General features: G+C 64.4%; 14 protein-coding genes. 10 read left to right on the top strand and 4 right to left on the bottom strand.

The window, feature by feature from the left end:
- Together ETQ85_RS14165 and ETQ85_RS14160 are read left to right on the top strand one after the other, a co-directional pair.
- On the top strand, window positions 1-442 hold a 442-nt coding region (locus ETQ85_RS14165), incomplete at its 5' end, for a hypothetical protein (protein WP_222862165.1).
- A gap of 83 nt (window positions 443-525) precedes the next feature.
- Window positions 526-1,134 carry a DUF1294 domain-containing protein gene (locus tag ETQ85_RS14160; RefSeq protein ID WP_148579715.1) on the top strand — a complete coding sequence of 203 codons (609 nt, stop codon included), beginning with the start codon at window positions 526-528 and terminating at the stop codon, window positions 1,132-1,134.
- On the opposite strand, the gene xdp1 is transcribed toward ETQ85_RS14160, so the two are convergent.
- Both xdp1 and prsT read right to left on the bottom strand, forming a co-directional pair.
- Window positions 1,131-1,997, bottom strand: a complete 867-nt coding sequence (gene xdp1 / locus ETQ85_RS14155) for an exosortase-dependent surface protein XDP1 (RefSeq protein WP_187394709.1) — start codon at window positions 1,995-1,997, stop codon at window positions 1,131-1,133. The two genes, ETQ85_RS14160 and xdp1, sit on opposite strands and share 4 nt — an antisense overlap.
- A gap of 59 nt (window positions 1,998-2,056) precedes the next feature.
- Window positions 2,057-4,891, bottom strand: coding sequence for an XrtA/PEP-CTERM system TPR-repeat protein PrsT (gene prsT / locus ETQ85_RS14150; protein WP_148579713.1), 2,835 nt, complete (start codon window positions 4,889-4,891; stop codon window positions 2,057-2,059).
- Between the two features lie 209 nt (window positions 4,892-5,100).
- On the opposite strand from prsT, the gene ftsH reads away from it, so the two are divergent.
- The 6 genes from ftsH to ETQ85_RS14120 all read left to right on the top strand — a co-directional run bounded on the left by ftsH (window position 5,101) and on the right by ETQ85_RS14120 (window position 11,202).
- Window positions 5,101-6,921, top strand: coding sequence for an ATP-dependent zinc metalloprotease FtsH (gene ftsH, locus ETQ85_RS14145; protein ID WP_148579712.1), 1,821 nt, complete (start codon window positions 5,101-5,103; stop codon window positions 6,919-6,921).
- Between the two features lie 112 nt (window positions 6,922-7,033).
- Window positions 7,034-7,933, top strand: a complete 900-nt coding sequence (locus ETQ85_RS14140; protein WP_148579711.1) for a glutamate/aspartate ABC transporter substrate-binding protein — start codon at window positions 7,034-7,036, stop codon at window positions 7,931-7,933.
- Window positions 7,934-7,948: 15 nt separating this feature from the next.
- Entirely contained in the window at window positions 7,949-8,689 is a 741-nt protein-coding gene (locus tag ETQ85_RS14135) for an amino acid ABC transporter permease (RefSeq protein WP_148579710.1), read from the top strand.
- 10 nt (window positions 8,690-8,699) lie between these two features.
- The gene (gene gltK, locus ETQ85_RS14130; protein ID WP_148579709.1) at window positions 8,700-9,383 is read left to right on the top strand and encodes a glutamate/aspartate ABC transporter permease GltK; all 684 of its coding nucleotides are present in this window, start codon (window positions 8,700-8,702) and stop codon (window positions 9,381-9,383) included.
- Between the two features lie 23 nt (window positions 9,384-9,406).
- Complete coding sequence (locus ETQ85_RS14125; protein ID WP_148579708.1) at window positions 9,407-10,135, top strand: amino acid ABC transporter ATP-binding protein; 729 nt, start codon at window positions 9,407-9,409, stop codon at window positions 10,133-10,135.
- A 140-nt stretch (window positions 10,136-10,275) separates the two neighbouring features.
- The gene (locus ETQ85_RS14120) at window positions 10,276-11,202 is read left to right on the top strand and encodes an asparaginase (RefSeq protein ID WP_148579707.1); all 927 of its coding nucleotides are present in this window, start codon (window positions 10,276-10,278) and stop codon (window positions 11,200-11,202) included.
- Between the two features lie 34 nt (window positions 11,203-11,236).
- Here ETQ85_RS14120 and ETQ85_RS14115 read toward each other — a convergent pair whose 3' ends face one another.
- Window positions 11,237-13,012, bottom strand: a complete 1,776-nt coding sequence (locus ETQ85_RS14115; protein ID WP_148579706.1) for a monovalent cation:proton antiporter-2 (CPA2) family protein — start codon at window positions 13,010-13,012, stop codon at window positions 11,237-11,239.
- Window positions 13,013-13,373: 361 nt separating this feature from the next.
- On the opposite strand from ETQ85_RS14115, the gene ETQ85_RS14110 reads away from it, so the two are divergent.
- Window positions 13,374-14,399, top strand: a complete 1,026-nt coding sequence (locus ETQ85_RS14110) for a hypothetical protein (RefSeq protein ID WP_148579705.1) — start codon at window positions 13,374-13,376, stop codon at window positions 14,397-14,399.
- Window positions 14,400-14,480: 81 nt separating this feature from the next.
- Here ETQ85_RS14110 and cysB read toward each other — a convergent pair whose 3' ends face one another.
- Window positions 14,481-15,422: an HTH-type transcriptional regulator CysB gene (gene cysB / locus ETQ85_RS14105; protein WP_148579704.1), complete on the bottom strand. Its 942-nt coding sequence runs from the start codon at window positions 15,420-15,422 to the stop codon at window positions 14,481-14,483.
- A gap of 136 nt (window positions 15,423-15,558) precedes the next feature.
- On the opposite strand from cysB, the gene ETQ85_RS14100 reads away from it, so the two are divergent.
- Window positions 15,559-16,338: a sulfite exporter TauE/SafE family protein gene (locus ETQ85_RS14100; RefSeq protein WP_148579703.1), complete on the top strand. Its 780-nt coding sequence runs from the start codon at window positions 15,559-15,561 to the stop codon at window positions 16,336-16,338.
- Window positions 16,339-16,362 lie beyond the last annotated feature (24 nt).

Raw genomic sequence — 16,362 nt, 5'->3', positions numbered from 1 at the left:
GCCCGCCCAGGGCCATCAAAGCCCGGCCCAGGCACAACCCCGCACCCCGGCGCCGCGTGCCCCTCGCCAGGACGGCCCCGTGGATGACGACTTCGGCAACCGGGTCGATTACCAGTCCCGCGCCAAACCCGCCTACCGCGATCCGGAGGCGCCCCGTCAGGGCGGCCATCGTCACGGCAACGGCAACGGCAGCGGCTTCGACAAGCCCAACCGCGGCCCTGCTGCAGGCGCTCCCCAGGGTCCGCGTCAAGGCCAGGGCCCCCGTCAGGGCCAAGGTCAGGGTCAGGGCGGCCCACGTGGCGGCAACCCCAACCGGGGCACCCCGGCCGCACTGGACGAATCCAAGCGTTCCGCCGTCACCCTCACCGGCCGCAAGCCGGGCGACGTGAAGCCGGCTGCCCTGTTCAGCCCCCGTGGCGGTGGCAACGGCGGCAACCGCTAAAACAGACGCCGCAGCACCCGCAGCAAACGAAAACGCCCCGACCGGGGCGTTTCGCATTCCAACCAGCAACGAGGCGTCAAGGCATGCAGATCGAAGGCAGGCTCAAATCCTGGAACGATGAGCGTGGTTTCGGTTTCATCGAAACCCACCAGGGCGGGCAAGAGATCTTTGCCCACATCAAGGCCTTCCCGGCCGGCACAGGTCGGCCAGTGGTGGGCCAACTGGTGAGCTTCGAGGTGGAACTCAACGCCGACGGCAAGAAGCGAGCGAAGAAAATCCGCCCGATTGGTCCGGCACGAGCGATGAAGAAAGTGCCGGACTCACCGGCCCAGTGGGGCACCGCGAGCTATTTCACTCTGCCCGCCTTCTTCGTCCTCTATGCCGGCGTGTCCGTCGTGTGGCATGTTCCGCGCATGATCGCCGGCTGGTACCTGCTGGCCAGCCTGCTGTGCTATGCCGCCTACGCCATGGATAAGGCTGCGGCCCGGCAGGGCGCCTGGCGCACGCCCGAGGGCACTCTGCTCCTGCTGGGTCTGGCGGGGGGCTGGCCGGGAGCCATCGTGGCCCAGCAACGCCTGCGCCACAAATCGTCGAAAGCCTCCTTCCGCTCGGCCTTCTGGGCCAGCGTGGCGGCGAACGTCGCCGGCTTCGTACTGCTCAGCTCACCGCTCGCAGCAAGAGGACTGTTTTAAGACGGTGTCCGGCGACGGCGCAGCGCCACCACACCGGCCAGCGCAGCCCCTGCCAGAACAATGCTGGACGGTTCCGGCACCTGGCTGTAGGAGACGCTCATCGCAGCGATCTTGACGTAGTCCCTCTTCGTGTCGGAAACCCCGGCCGGCAGCGCCTGGACAATCGTGTTGAGGGCGCCAATCAGCCAGTAGCGTGCGCTGATGTTGAGATCATTGACTGCCAGCGGCACGTAGGTGGCTGTATTGGTCGACTGGGCGGCGGCACCACCAGCGGCGTTCAGGTAATTGGCCTGGGCGCCGCCCGTACCGCTCTTCACCATGCTCCAGCCGCTGGCCAGGAGGTTACTGTAGCCCTGGTTGGCCGACGTGAAGGTCGGCGTCCCGGTGCCCGTGTAGGCCAGCACCATGATGTCGGAATCGTTGTACCACCAGCCAACAGTCACGCTCTTCAGTTGCGCCGACTTGCCGGCGCCAAAATCGAAGAGCATCGAGTCGTTACGGGCGCTGTTGTCCATCGTGTGGCCAGGCGACGAGCTGTTCTGGATCGTGCCTTCGTTGCTGTCGCCGGCTGAACTCCCTGCATCCCGATTGGTGCTGCCGAGGCCACCACTGTAGACGCCCAGATAAGCACTCTCGATGTAGGCGTTCAGGCTCGCCCCGTTGTTTTTGGTATTGGACCAGGCCGACACGGCCACATTGCCATCTCCACTGGAAGCCGAGTAACTGCGGGTGTTGCCGAAGGCATTGGCGCCTGTTTCGGCGCCTGCCCCGGTAAAGTTCCATGAGGATGCCGCATGGGCTGCACTGGCACCAAAAAGGGCCACGAGCAGCATGGCAAGGGATCGGGAGTGGTGGATTTTCATTTTGGGGTCATGCCTTGTATGTTCGTTGGGGGCCTGGCGACGGGGCCTTCTCTTGCTTCTCATACGCCGAGCTCCCGGCGCAGCGCCTGCGCGTCGGCTTCACTTTCAAACTCGCCCGTCCCCTTGAGGGCACCAGCCAGCTCGCTACGGGCTTCGTCCTTCTTGCCGCTGCGATGGAGCACCCACGCCAGGTGGTAGCGGATGTCGCGGGAATCAGGCGCCCGCACACGAGCCTCGCGCAAGGTTGTCAGGGCGATATCCAGAGCACCGCTGCAGGCCCGCGTCCAGCCAAGGGTATCGAGGGCGTTGGCATCTTCCGGGGCCAGCCGGGCAGCCCGTTCGGCCATCGCGAGGGCGCCACTGTCGTTCTGGCGCAGCAGCACCTGGGCGAGGTTGTTGGCCGCCGCGCCGTTTTGCGGTTCGCGGGCCAGCAGGGCCTCGTAGGCACTGCGCGCGGCGGGAAGACGACCAAGGCGCAGATGGCCTTCGGCCAGCGCCGCCTGCACCAGCACATCGCCCGGGTGGGCGCGCAGCCAGCTTTCCAGCATGGCCATGCTCTTGTCTCCTTCGCCGGCGCGGAAGGCGGCACTGAAACCGAGCAGTGCCAAACGGGCAGAAGGCGCCTTGTCGAAGGCCGCCCGGTACGCCTGGGCGGCCTCCCGCGGCAGTTGCCGGGCCAGTGCAATATCGCCAGCCAGACGCAGGGCCTCAGCACCTTTACGCGTGCGTGCGGCAAGGGCCCGTTGCAGGCTGTCGGCCCGCGGCAGATTTCCGGCCAGCACTTCGGCCTCGACCTGCAGGATCAGCGCCGGAAGAAGACCGGGCTTCGCAGCGAGAGCTTTTTCGGCATTCACCCCGGCATCGTTGGCGGCCCCGGCAGCCAGTTGCAGTTGGCCAATGGCGACCAGCCGCTCGGCGTCGCTGCCAGCCAGGCGACCGAGGGTGGCAAAAGCTGCCCGGGCGCCGGAGCGCTCGCCCACCGCCAGATGAGCGCGGCCAAGGGCTTCCAGCACAGCCGGATCCTCCGGGCGGTCCACCACCAGTCGCCTGGCCAGCGCCAGCGCAGCGGCGGGCTTGTTGAGTCGTTGCTGCAAGGCCAGCAGTTCGAGGCCGGCAGGCATGTCCCTGGCATCCAGGGCACGGGCCTTTTCGAGCAGGGTCAGAGCTTCGCCGTCACGACCGGCGCGAACCTCCACCCGCGCCAGTTCGGTCAGCGCCTGCACGTTGCGAGGGTTCTGCCCGAGCAGCGCGACAAGGCGCTGACGGGCCGCATCGAGCTGACCATCGGCGACATCGAGACGGGCCAGATTGAGCTGGGCCGGGGCGAATGCGGCGTTCAGGGCCACCGCCCGGGCATAGGCGACGCGGGCTTCGACGGGCTGCCGACTGGCCGCCTTCACCGCGCCGAGCAGGTTGTGGGCAAGCGCTTCGCCGGGGAGGCGGCGCACCAGCGCATCGGCGATCTGCTGGGCATTGCGGGTGTCGCCGCGACGCAGGTAGAGGGTCGCCAGGGCCGAGGCCACGTTGAGCTGGCCGGGTTCCTTGTCGAAGGCACGACGCAGGGCCGCCAGACCCAGATCGCCCTGCTGGTTGCCGATGTGGGCAAAGCCCATCTGCGCGGTGATGCCCGGATTGGCGCCGGTGGCGCGGGCCGCCGCATCGAGTGCCTCGGCAGCCTCACGGAAGCGGCGCTGCTGCATCTTCAGCGCGGCCAGCGTGGTGAGCACCTGCGGGTCGGCATCGCCGGAACGCAGCAAGGGATCAAGCAGGTCGGCGACGCGGGCCGTGTCACCGCTGGCCAGGTAGATGTTGGCCAGCAACTTGCGGCCAGCCGGGTCGCCGGGCATGCGCAGCACGTAGAGTTCAAGCAGCGAACGGGCCCGTTCGGCGCGGCCGGTGGCGTAGCTGGCCAGGCCGCCAAGCATCAGCAGCGGCGGCTGACGGGCGATGAAGGCTTCAGGCAGCTCGTCCACCAGGCGGGTCACGGCCTCCAGTTCGACACGCGACGCCTTGGTGTCGCCGCGGGCGGCAAAGACCAGACTCTTCAGGTAAGCCACGCGCGGCTCCCGCTGGGTCAGGGCGGCCGCCCGCTGCAAGTCGGGCATGGCCTCTTCGGGGCGCTTCAGGTCGATGAGCAGGGAGGCCCTCGCGACCATCGTATCCACCAGACGGGGATCGGCCTGCAGGGCTTTGGCGAAATACGTCATGGCGCCTGCCCCGTCGCCACCGGACTGCAGCATGGCACCCTTCAGGTGCAGGAGCTGCGGGTCGAGGGGCGCCAGGCCGAGGGCCGTGGCGAGCGCCTTGCCGGCCCGGGCGTTGTCGCGGGAGCGCAGGGACAAATCGATCTCGGCACGCAGCGGGGCGAGCGAGCGGGAATCGGCCTCCCGGGCGGCGTCCACCGCGCGGAAGGCGGCCTTCATGTCGCCCTGGTCGGCGTAGGCGGTAGCGCGCAGGGCCAGCACTTCGGCACGCACGGCGGGCGCCAGGCCGTCCGGCCTGATTCGCGCCAGCAGCTTCTCGCTGTTACCGAACATCATCAGGGCCATGCCGTAGGGCTGGGCCACATCGGCAAGGCTGGCCCCCTGCTGCAGGGCGATTTCGAATTCGGCTTCGGCGGCGGCGGCCTGACCATCCTTCAACAAGGCCTTGCCGAGGAGTAGATGGGCGGCCAGCAGGCCTGCATCCTTCTGGATCGCATTGCGTGCCTGAATGATTGTGCCGGCCACATCGTTGCGTGCAAAACGACCGCGGGCATCCTCGAAAAAGCCGGCTGCCTGCTCGCTACCGCTGGCGGCGTAAGCGCCCTGCACAGACAGGGCGGCGCACAACAGCAAGCCGAGGGCAGCACATTTTGCGGGGCGGGATGAGACAGGGCGCAGCTGATTCCACATGGGCGTGTTGAGTCCGGAAGCAGGAGGTTTTCTATGTCTTTAGTTATAAAACCAAAGCCCGCAGACATTCGTGACATAACTCGCACCCACATCAGCCGCCAGCGGCAGGATTTCACGCTTGGACACAATCAAGACACCACACACCCCCGGCTTGAAGGCCGGGCTTCCGGCCCCATATAGGAATAATTCGTCCTTTCACCCCCGGAGTCATGGAAAAGAAAACGCAATTCAGCCTGTGGTACCTCGTCTTCGCGCTGTTTGCGATCTTCACGCTGCATGACCTGTGGGTGCAGATGCGCACCGTCGAACCGCTGCCCTACAGCGAGTTCCAGCGCATGGTGAAGGCCGGCGAGATCAGTGAGATCTCCATCACCGACAACACCATCCAGGGCAGCCTCAAGAAGCCCCTTGAGGACGGCCGTCAGAAGTTCGTCACCACCCGTGTCGATCCGTCCCTGGCCAAAGATCTGTCCCAGTACGACGTCAAGTTCACCGGCGTGGTCGAAAACACCTTCCTCAAGGATCTCCTCGGCTGGGTGCTGCCGGCGGTGATCTTTGTCGGCATCTGGTTCTTCGCCATGAAGAAGTTCGGCGGCAAGCAGGGCATGGGCGGCGGCTTCATGAACATCGGCAAGAGCAAGGCCAAGGTCTACGTGGAAGCCAACACCGGCGTCACCTTTGACGACGTGGCCGGCGTGGACGAGGCCAAGGATGAACTCAAGGAGGTGGTCGCCTTCCTGAAGGACCCGAAGACGTCCGGCCGCCTCGGTGGACGGCTGCCCAAGGGCGTACTGCTGGTTGGCCCGCCGGGCACCGGCAAGACGCTTCTCGCCAAGGCCGTGGCCGGTGAGGCAGGCGTGCCCTTCTTCTCCATCTCGGGCTCCGAGTTCGTCGAGATGTTCGTCGGCGTCGGTGCGGCACGCGTGCGCGATCTCTTCGAGCAAGCCCGCGCCAAGGCCCCGGCGATCATCTTCATCGACGAACTCGATGCCGTGGGCCGGGCCCGCGGCGCCTTCGGCGGCATGGGCGGCCATGAAGAGAAGGAACAGACCCTCAACCAGCTGCTGGTCGAACTGGACGGCTTCGATTCGTCGTCCGGCCTGGTGCTGCTGGCCGCTACCAACCGGCCGGAAGTGCTCGACCCGGCCCTGCTGCGCGCCGGCCGCTTCGACCGCCAGGTGCTCGTCGACCGCCCCGACAAGAAGGGCCGCATCGCGATTCTCGAGGTGCACATGAAGAAGATCACCCTCTCCGCCGACACTGACGCCGAGAAGGTGGCTGCCCTCACCCCGGGCTTCTCTGGCGCGGATCTGGCCAACCTGTGCAACGAAGCGGCGCTCGTAGCCACCCGCCGCGACGGCGAATCAGTCACCGTGAATGACTTCACCGTGGCGGTAGAGCGCATCATCGCCGGCCTCGAGAAGAAGAACCGCGTCCTCAACGAGCACGAACGTACCGTCGTGGCCTACCACGAGATGGGCCACGCCCTGGTGGCGATGGGCCTGCCCGGCACCGATCCGGTGCACAAAATCAGCATCATTCCGCGGGGCGTCGGCGCGCTGGGCTACACCATCCAGCGCCCCACTGAAGACCGCTTCCTGATGACCCGCGCCGAACTGGAAAACAAGATGGCCGTGCTGCTGGGTGGCCGCGCCGCCGAACTGCTGATATTCGGCGAAGTCTCCACCGGCGCCGCCGACGACCTGCAGAAGGTCACCTCGATTGCCCGTTCCATCGTGATGCGCTTCGGCATGCACGAAAAGCTCGGCAACGTGGCCTACGAGAGTGACAAGACCAACTTTCTCGGCCAGAACGCCAGCCCGACACAGGAGCGCAACTACTCCGAAGAAACCGCCCGGGAGATCGACTGCGCCGTACGCCAGATCGTCGCCCATGCCTTCGCATGCAGCTCGGCCATTCTCGACGACCGGCGGGAGATCCTCGAAGAAACGGCACGCGATCTGCTGGCCCGCGAAACGCTCGACGAGGCCGACCTGAAAGCCATCCACGCCCGGGTGACAAACACCTAGCCGGAGCCCAGCCGCAAAGCAGGCACGCTGCCGCCACCCGGCAGCAGCTACAATCTCCTTCAGTGCACTGCAAGCCGCGCCCAGCCCCGGCCCCACTCTGGAGGAGTTGCCCATGTCCTGTACCCGCAAGCCCGCCCTCATTGCCCTCGCAATGGCCGCCCTGTTCACCCAATCCGTCTTCGCCCAGGAGTCCCCGACCCTGAAGAAGATCAAGGACAGCGGCACCATCGCCCTCGGCCACCGGGAATCGTCGATCCCCTTCTCCTACTACGACGACAAGCAGCAGGTCGTCGGCTACAGCCAGGAGCTGATGCTCAAGGTCGTCGACGCCGTCAAGGCCGAGCTCAAGCTGCCCGCCCTCGCCGTCAAGCTCACCCCGGTCACCTCGCAGAACCGCATCCCGCTGGTGCAGAACGGCACCGTCGACATCGAGTGCGGCTCCACCACCAACAATGCCGAACGGGGCCGCCAGGTCGCCTTCTCCAACACCATCTTCATCATCGGCACGCGCCTGATGACCAAGAAGGAGTCCGGCATCAAGGACTTCCCCGATCTGGCCGGCAAGAACGTGGTGACCACCGCCGGCACCACCTCCGAGCGCCTCATCCGCAAGATGAACGAGGACAAGAAGCTCGCCATGAACATCATCAGCGCCAAGGACCACGGCGAGTCCTTCCTCACGCTGGAGACCGGCCGTGCCGTCGCCTTCATGATGGACGACGCCCTGCTCTACGGCGAACTGGCCAAGGCCAAGCGCCCTGCCGACTGGGCCGTGGTCGGCACCCCGCAGAGCTTCGAAGCCTACGGCTGCATGATGCGAAAGGACGATCCGGGCTTCAAGAAGGTCGTCGACACCGCCCTGGCCAAGGCCATGACCTCCGGCGAAGCCGAGGCCATCTACAAGAAATGGTTCACCCAGCCCATCCCCCCCAAGGGCCTGAACCTCAACTTCCCGATCTCCGACGCCATGCTCAAGCTGTACAAGGCGCCCAACGACAAGGCCTTCGAGTAAACCGGGGCAAACGGCATGAGCTACCAGTGGAACTGGAGCATCTTCAGCAGCCCGGTGCCGACCGGAGAAACCACCTACCTCGGATGGATGCTCTCCGGTCTGCAAACCACGGTCACCCTGTCCCTGTGCGCCTGGGTCATGGCCCTGGCGCTGGGCAGCCTGATGGGCGTGCTGCGCACCGTGCCCAACAAGTGGCTGTCGGGGCTGGCTGCGGCCTACGTGGAAGTATTCCGCAACATTCCGCTGCTGGTGCAACTGTTCATCTGGTATTTCGTCCTGCCCGAACTGCTGCCCTTCGGGCTCGGCGATGCCTTCAAGCAGCAGCTCAACCCGCTCACCCAGCAGTTCCTGTCAGCCATGGTGTGCCTGGGTTTCTTCACCAGCGCGCGGGTCTGTGAACAGGTGCGTGCCGGCATCAACTCGCTGCCGCGCGGCCAGAAGAACGCCGGCCTGGCGCTGGGCTTCACACTGCCGCAAACCTACCGCCACGTGCTCTTGCCGATGGCCTTCCGGCTGGTCGTGCCGCCGCTCACTTCCGAGTTTCTCAACATTTTCAAGAACTCTGCCGTGTGCTCGACCATCGGCCTGCTCGAACTCGCTGCGCAAGGGCGTCAACTGGTGGATTACACCGCCCAGCCCTACGAATCCTTCATCGCCGTGACCCTGCTCTACGTGCTCATCAACGTGGTGGTCATGAGCCTGATGCGCGTAGTCGAGACGAAGACCCGCGTACCAGGCTACATGGGTAGCAAGTGAGGAAGCTGCGATGAACTACGACTTCGACTGGTCCTCCATCCCCGGCGCCCTGCCCTTCCTGTGGGACGGCATGAAGATCTCCCTCGAGATCACCGTCACCGCGGTCATCTTCGGCATCGTGTGGGGCACCTTGCTGGCCATGCTGCGTCTGTCGCCGGTCAAACCGCTGGCGTGGTTCGCGGCCGGCTACGTCAACCTCTTCCGCTCGATCCCGCTGGTGATGGTGCTGCTGTGGTTCTTCCTCATCGTGCCGCAACTGCTGCGCAGCTTCTTCAACCTCGACCCGAATACCGACGTCCGCCTCACCTCGGCGATGATCGGCTTCGCCCTCTTCGAGTCGGCCTACTACTCGGAAATCATCCGCGCCGGCATCCAGAGCGTGCCCAAGGGCCAAGTGGCTGCCGCCTCGGCACTGGGCATGAGCTACAGCCAGGCGATGCGTCTGGTGGTCTTGCCGCAAGCCTTCCGCAACATGGTTCCGCTGCTGCTCACCCAGGCCATCGTGCTCTTCCAGGACACCTCGCTGGTCTACATGTCGGCGCTGGCCGACTTCTTCGGCGCGGCCTACAAGGTCGGCGACCGGGATGGCCGGCTGGTGGAGCTGCTGCTCTTTGCGGGGGCGGTATATTTCGTGTTGTGCTTCACCCTGTCGCAGGTGGTGCGGCGACTGCAGAAGCGGATGGCGACGGTTTAAGTCCGCGTTCGAGGTAAATACAGATGATCACGATCGACAAGGTTTCCAAGCACTACGGCAGCTTCCAGGTCCTCACCGACTGCAGCACCAAGGTCGCCAAGGGCGAGGTGGTGGTGGTCTGCGGCCCGTCTGGCAGCGGCAAGTCCACCCTCATCAAGTGCGTCAATGGCCTCGAGCCTTTCCAGGCTGGCGCAATCACCGTGGATGGCATCTCGGTGGGCGACCCGAAGACCAATCTCTCCAAGCTGCGCAGCCGGGTCGGCATGGTGTTCCAGCACTTCGAGCTGTTCCCGCACATGAGCATCACCGACAACCTCTCGATTGCCCAGGAGAAGGTCCTCGGCCGCTCGAAGGACGAAGCGCGCGCCAAGGGCCTCAAGCTGCTCGAACGGGTCGGCCTAAAAGCCCATGCCGAGAAATTCCCCGGCCAGCTCTCCGGCGGCCAGCAGCAACGCGTGGCGATCGCCCGCGCGCTGTGCATGGACCCGATCTGCATGCTGTTCGACGAGCCGACCTCGGCCCTCGACCCGGAGATGATCAACGAGGTACTCGACGTGATGGTCGAGCTGGCCCAGGAAGGCATGACCATGATGTGCGTCACCCACGAGATGGGCTTTGCGCGCAAGGTCGCCAACCGGGTGATCTTCATGGACAAGGGCCTGATCGTCGAGGACGACAGCAAGGACGCCTTCTTCGGCGCCCCGCATTCCGAGCGCGCACGGCAGTTCCTGGCCAAAATCCTGCAGCACTGACACTCCTGTGGGTCGGACTTCAGTCCGACTTCACCCGCTCAGCCCGCGTTGTCGGACTGAAGTCCGACCCACAGAGGCAATCCGATAGTGCCCGTTCTGCGTGCGTTGTCGGACTGAAGTCCGACCCACGGAACCTTGCCATGTCACGCCACATCCATCTTCTCGCGACTGGCGGCACCATCGCCGGAGAGGCCGATCCCGCCGGTGACGGCAGCCGCTACACAGCCGGTGTGCGCTCGGTGAACACCCTCCTCGCCACCGTGCCCGATCTGGCAGCGGCCGCGGAGATTTCCGCAGAGCAAATCCTCTCTCTGGACAGCAAGGACATCACCCCGACCGACTGGCTGCAGATCCTCGCCGCGGCCCGCCATGCGCTGGCTGATCCGGCCATCGACGGCCTGGTGATCCTTCACGGTACCGACACCATGGAAGAGACGGCGTATTTCCTGCACCTGAGCCTCCCGCCCGGAAAACCGGTGGTCCTCACCGGTGCCATGCGTCCGGCCGACCACCCGCAGGCCGACGGCCCCGCCAACCTGCGCGCCAGCGTGCAGTTGGCGGCGGACGACACGGCATGGAACAAGGGGGTGCTGATAGTGATGAACGGAACGGTGCACGCGGCACGCTGGCTAGGAAAGGCACGCACAACCGGGCTAGACGCCTTCAATTCCCCCCGACCGTGGGCAGAAGCCCGGCCCGATGGCCGCTTCGCCCGTTGTGAGCCATCGACCCTGCCGCGGGTGGACATCCTTGCGGGCTATGCCGGAGCACCCGCGGACCTGATCGACGCCTGCGTCACGGCCGGCTCCCGCGGCCTGGTGCTGGCCCTCACCGGGCATGGCAGCATACCCGCCGCCTGGCTGCCGGCCTTGCGCCGGGCAAGAGACAAAGGCGTCGCCATCCTGCGCGCCAGCCGCTGCGTCGGCCCGGTGATCCGCAACGCCAATGCGGATGACGACGACGAAGGCTGGCTGACCGCAGGTGACCTGCCGCCGCCCAAAGCGCGCATCGCCCTGATGCTGGCCCTTGCCACCGGCAAGCCCGGTGACTGGATGAACGATCTGTAGTGGAATGCCGGCCGGACGCCAGTCCGACGCAAGCTCAGCCCTTCTTGCCCGCAAACGCCACACGCGCCTCTTCCAGAATCTGCGCCAACTCTTCCCGCGCTTCCAGCGAAGACTGGATCAGTTTGCTTTCATCGTGGGAAATCGCCTGCTGACGGGCCAGCACCGCCGCATCGTGGCGGGCAAAGCGATTGACCATCTGTTCGGCCAGGGCTGGCGGCTCGTGGAGGAGCTCCAGCGTCCACTTGGCCATTTCCAGGCTGGACGGCAGGGTTTCGCGAATCTGCCGCTCGATCCCCAGATCCATCAGGCGACTGGCGTGAAAGCGGTTGCGCGCCCGCGCCACGATCTGCACATGCGGGAAGTGCCTGCGCACCAATTCGGCGGTACGCAGGGAGGCTTCCACATCATCGATGGCCAGCACGAAAACCTTGGCCTGACCCAACTGGGCCGCATGCAGCAAGTCCAGGTGTGCGGCGTCCCCGTAGAACACCTTCAGACCGAAGCGGCGCATCGTATCCACCTGTCCGGCGTCCGCATCCAGCGCCGTGAAACTGACGCCCCGCGCCAGTAGCAGGCGCCCAATGATCTGACCAACGCGACCGAAGCCGGCAATCACCACTTCGCTCGACTCGTCTGGCATGTCATCGAAAGCCCGACTCGGCTGCCTGCTCTTTTCTGCCCGGGCGAGCCGGTCGCCGATCAGCAGAAGCAGCGGCGAAGCCGCCATGGACAGTGCCACCACCAAGGTCAGCTTGTCGGCCTGCACTTCACCCAGCACCCGAAAGGACTGGGCCGCATCGAACAGCACGAAGGCAAACTCGCCTCCCTGGGCCAGCGCCAGGGCCAGCATCCGCGCCTCTCCGGCAGCGCCGCCGACCAGCCGGCGCAACACGTAGAGCACCACCACCTTGACGAGGATCAGGCCGGCAGTAAGACCGAGAATCTGCATCGGAAACTTCACCAACAGCCCCAGGTTGGTGGACATCCCCACGGCCATGAAGAACAGACCGAGGAGCAGCCCCTGAAAAGGCGCAATGGAAGCCTCAAGCTCATGCCGAAATTCCGAATCAGCCAGCAAGACCCCCGCCACGAAGGCACCGAGGGACATGGACAGACCGCCGGCCTGCATCATCAGCGCCAACCCCAGTACGGTCACCAGGGCCGCAGCGGTAAACATCTCCCGGCTGTTAACCCGCGCCACATGGCGGAACAGGGTATCCAGCAAGGGCCGACCCACAACCGCCACCACGAGGAGCAATCCGAGCCCCACCGCCGGGTGGGTCAGCGCCGTGGACTTGCCGGTACCGAAGAGGGGGATCAGGGCCAGCAGTGGTATCACTGACAGGTCCTGAAACAGCAGGATGGCAAAGGCTTCACGGCCATGGCGGGTAGACAACTCCCGTCGCTCGGCGAGAGTTGGCAGCACGAAGGCGGTGGATGACAGGGCCAGGATGATCCCCACCACGCCGGCTGCCGGCCAGGACAAACCCAGCAGATAGCGCCCGGCCACCGCCAAGGCGGCCGCCACGCCAAACAACTGCAGAGCCCCCAGCCCGAACACCGGGCGACGCAGGGCCCACAGACGCGACGGCTTGAGTTCCAGGCCGATCACGAACAGCAGCAAAACCACCCCAAGCTCCGCGGTATGAAGCAGGTTGTCCGGATCCCGTACCAGCTTGATGCCAAACGGTCCGATCAACATCCCCACCGCCAGATAGCCCAGCACCGTCCCAAGCCCCGCTCTCTTGAAAAGGGGGACGAACAGAACGGACGCCAGCAACAACGCGGCAAAGGTGGTCAGGGATTGCATTGCATGGGGATGAACGGCGAAACAGCCTGCAAGTCTCTCACAATCCACCGCCCCAATCTGCCGCAGTAGGATCTGGAAACAATACGCTTGCCAGGCTCAGCGCCTCCGAACGCGCCAGAAATTGTCGGAAACATTTACATACGGCACATCCCCGCCGCCATGAGACACATCACCCCCAAGTCGAAACGCGCACCAAATCTACACATACGACAAATACATCAACTTTGGCACGAGCTATGCGTTAACTTTTAGCGCAGCGCTAGAAAATAACACTTATCTCAATTTGGATATGGAGGGACAGTTCGTGAAAAACTTAAAAATCAAAACATTGACGGCACTGGCGATCACATCTGCATGCGCCATGCTGTCCACTCAGGCCACTGCGGCCCCCGTACTTCTTCCTACCGCCAACTGCAACGGCACACCAACGGGAAACTGCCTCCAGGCCAATGACTTCAACGTATTCTCCCTGGCACTGCTGGACCTGCAAAACCCCAATGGCGGCTACAACGTAAGTGCCAGCCCTGGGCAAATCGCCCCTTACACGATCATCGGCCAGAACAACGGCCAGGAAGGTGCCGGGAATCTGGCGGGATTTGTAGATGGCACCTACAACACGCCGTCGCCGAACTCTGACGTTAGCGGCACATTTTCCACGGTAACCACCAACCCTGGCGGTGTCGCGGACCCGAAGGTTGCTGGCGGCCCCGGCTCCGGAGCCGGCGAGTTTACGGGTGACGTGGAAGACAGCTGGGACGCCCGGGTAAACACCATCACGCAACTGACCAACGGTACGCCGGTAGTCTTCTTCTTCTCGTTCAACGAGACAGGCAGCAACAGCGGGCTGCTCGACACCGACCTGCTGATCTGGGGCAAGGTCACGCTGGTCAACGACACCACGAACGACACCCAGACCTTCTACCTCGGTGGCGAACCCGCACCAGGAACCACGCCGCTGGACTCCGCCCTCCCCCCCCCGACCGGCCCCGATACGGACTTCACCAACGCGTTGACTTATGACTACGGCCCCTGGATCTACGTGCACGCCGGCATCTGTGTAAACAACAACAACCAGTTCGTCGGTTTCCCGGACAACACGGGCACCTGCACAATCGGTCAGAGCAGCTACGTGCAAACCAACCTGGGCAACGACACCGCAGCCTTCATGATCAACAGCCCTGCTCTGGACGCAGCCCTGCTCTCCGGTGATTACGACACCATGCAGGTCACCTGGGAAATGGCCTATATCAATGGTGGTGGTGAAAGCGCCTGGATCGCCCCGGTAACAACCCAGAACCAGACCCCCGAGCCCGGTCTGCTGGCCCTGACCTCGCTGGGCCTCAGCGCCCTGGCCTGGAATGCTCGCCGGGCCAGGCGGACTTCATGACACCAGTCTCCCTGTGAAGTGAAGAGCCCGGGCAATCCGGGCTCTTCTTCGTCAACGCTTTCGATGCGGCTCCCGTGACGTCTATAGCCCCGGATCCTCACCGCCCCCCGCGAGGGCGACATCTACCACATGCCGGCTCAGATGCGGGGCAAAGCACTCAATGAAAGCATACACGTAGCCGCGCAGCCAGGCGTTGCGGCGCAAACCGATGCGCGTCGTGCTGGACGCGAAAAGATGCGAGGCATCGACCATGCCCAAATTCTTGTCCACCACCGGATCGAACGCCATCTTGGCCACGATGCCCACCCCCAGCCCCATCGCGACATAAGTCTTGATCACGTCCGAGTCGATGGCGGTGAGCACCACGTTGGGCTTCAGGCCGCGTCCCATGAAGGCCTCGTTGATCTTGTTGCGGCCGGTGAAGGCAAAATCGTAGGTGACCAGCGGATAGCTGGCGATGGCATCGAGGGTCAGCGGCTTCGTCTCCAGGATCGGATGCCGCAACGGCGCAATCACACAGCGGTTCCACTGGTAGCAAGGCAGCATCACGATGTCCTCGTGCTCGGCGATGGCCTCGGTGGCGATGGCGATGTCGGCCACACCCGACAGCACGTACTCGCACACTTGCCTGGGATTGCCCTGATGGAAGGACAAGCGGACGTGCGGATAACGCGCCATGAAAGCCTGCACGACCGGCGGCAGGGCATAACGGGCCTGAGTATGTGTAAAGGCAATCGACAAACTGCCGGTCGCCTCGTTGCTGAATTCAGCGCCGACCTCGCGCAGGTTGTCGACTTCCTGCAAAATGCGCGCCGCGATGGCGAGAACCTGCTTGCCCGGCTCCGTGACTTCCACCAGACGCTTGCCGTGGCGCACGAAAATCTCGACGCCCAGCTCCTCCTCCAGCAAGCGAACCTGCTTGGAGACGCCCGGCTGGGATGTAAACAAGGCCTCGGCCGCTTCCGACACGTTCAGTCGATGACGGGCGACCTCAAATACATACCGCAGCTGCTGGATGTTCAATCCTTGCTCCCTTGTGAGAATTGCGAGCCAGAAAACGCGGCTTTATAACTTTATATTCTATCAGTTTAACCAAAAACATCTTCTTGGCTCTAACCAGACCCTTTACGATGCAGTGCACAAGTAAATTGGTCTCATCATGAGTATTGCTTACACAATTGCCGGCTTCGCCGTAGGAGCCATTGTCGGTCTGACCGGCGTGGGTGGAGGCTCGCTGATGACGCCCCTGCTGGTCCTGCTGTTCGGCATCAATCCGTCCGTCGCGGTCGGTACCGACCTGCTCTACGCCGCGATCACCAAAGCGGGCGGCACGGTGGCCCACGGCATGAAGGGCACGGTAGACTGGGCGATTACGCGTCGCCTTGCCATGGGCAGCATTCCTGCAGCGGCACTCACACTGCTGCTGGTGAGTCTTTTCGCCCCTGGCGGCATCGAAGGTGCGGCCAGCATGATCAAGTTTTCCCTTGGCATCGCGTTGCTGCTGACCGCCGTGGCGATCATCTTTCGCAAGCAGATCCAGGACTATGCGCTGCGCCACAGCAGCGGCGTGGAAAACCCGCGACGCACCACCGTGCTGACCATCCTGACCGGCGCCGTGCTGGGCGTACTGGTTTCGATTTCGTCGGTAGGAGCCGGCGCCCTCGGCGTCAGCGCCCTGTTCTTTTTGTACCCCCGCCTGCCGACACTGCGTATCGTCGGCAGCGACATCGCCCACGCGGTGCCCCTTACGCTGGTTGCCGGCATCGGCCACTGGTTCCTGGGCAGCGTGGACTGGTCGCTTCTGGGCAGTCTGCTGATCGGCTCCCTCCCCGGCATCTGGCTCGGGAGCCACATTTCCACCCGTGTCCCCGACCGGGTTCTGCGTCCGATTCTGGCAACCATGCTGGTCTTGGTGGGCAGCAAGTTGATTGCGGCCTGACCGGGCCTACGAACAAACCAGGAA

Source organism: Zoogloea oleivorans (genome assembly GCF_008107625.1).
GTDB lineage: Bacteria > Pseudomonadota > Gammaproteobacteria > Burkholderiales > Rhodocyclaceae > Zoogloea > Zoogloea oleivorans.
This window is presented reverse-complemented; position numbering and strand designations above follow the sequence as displayed.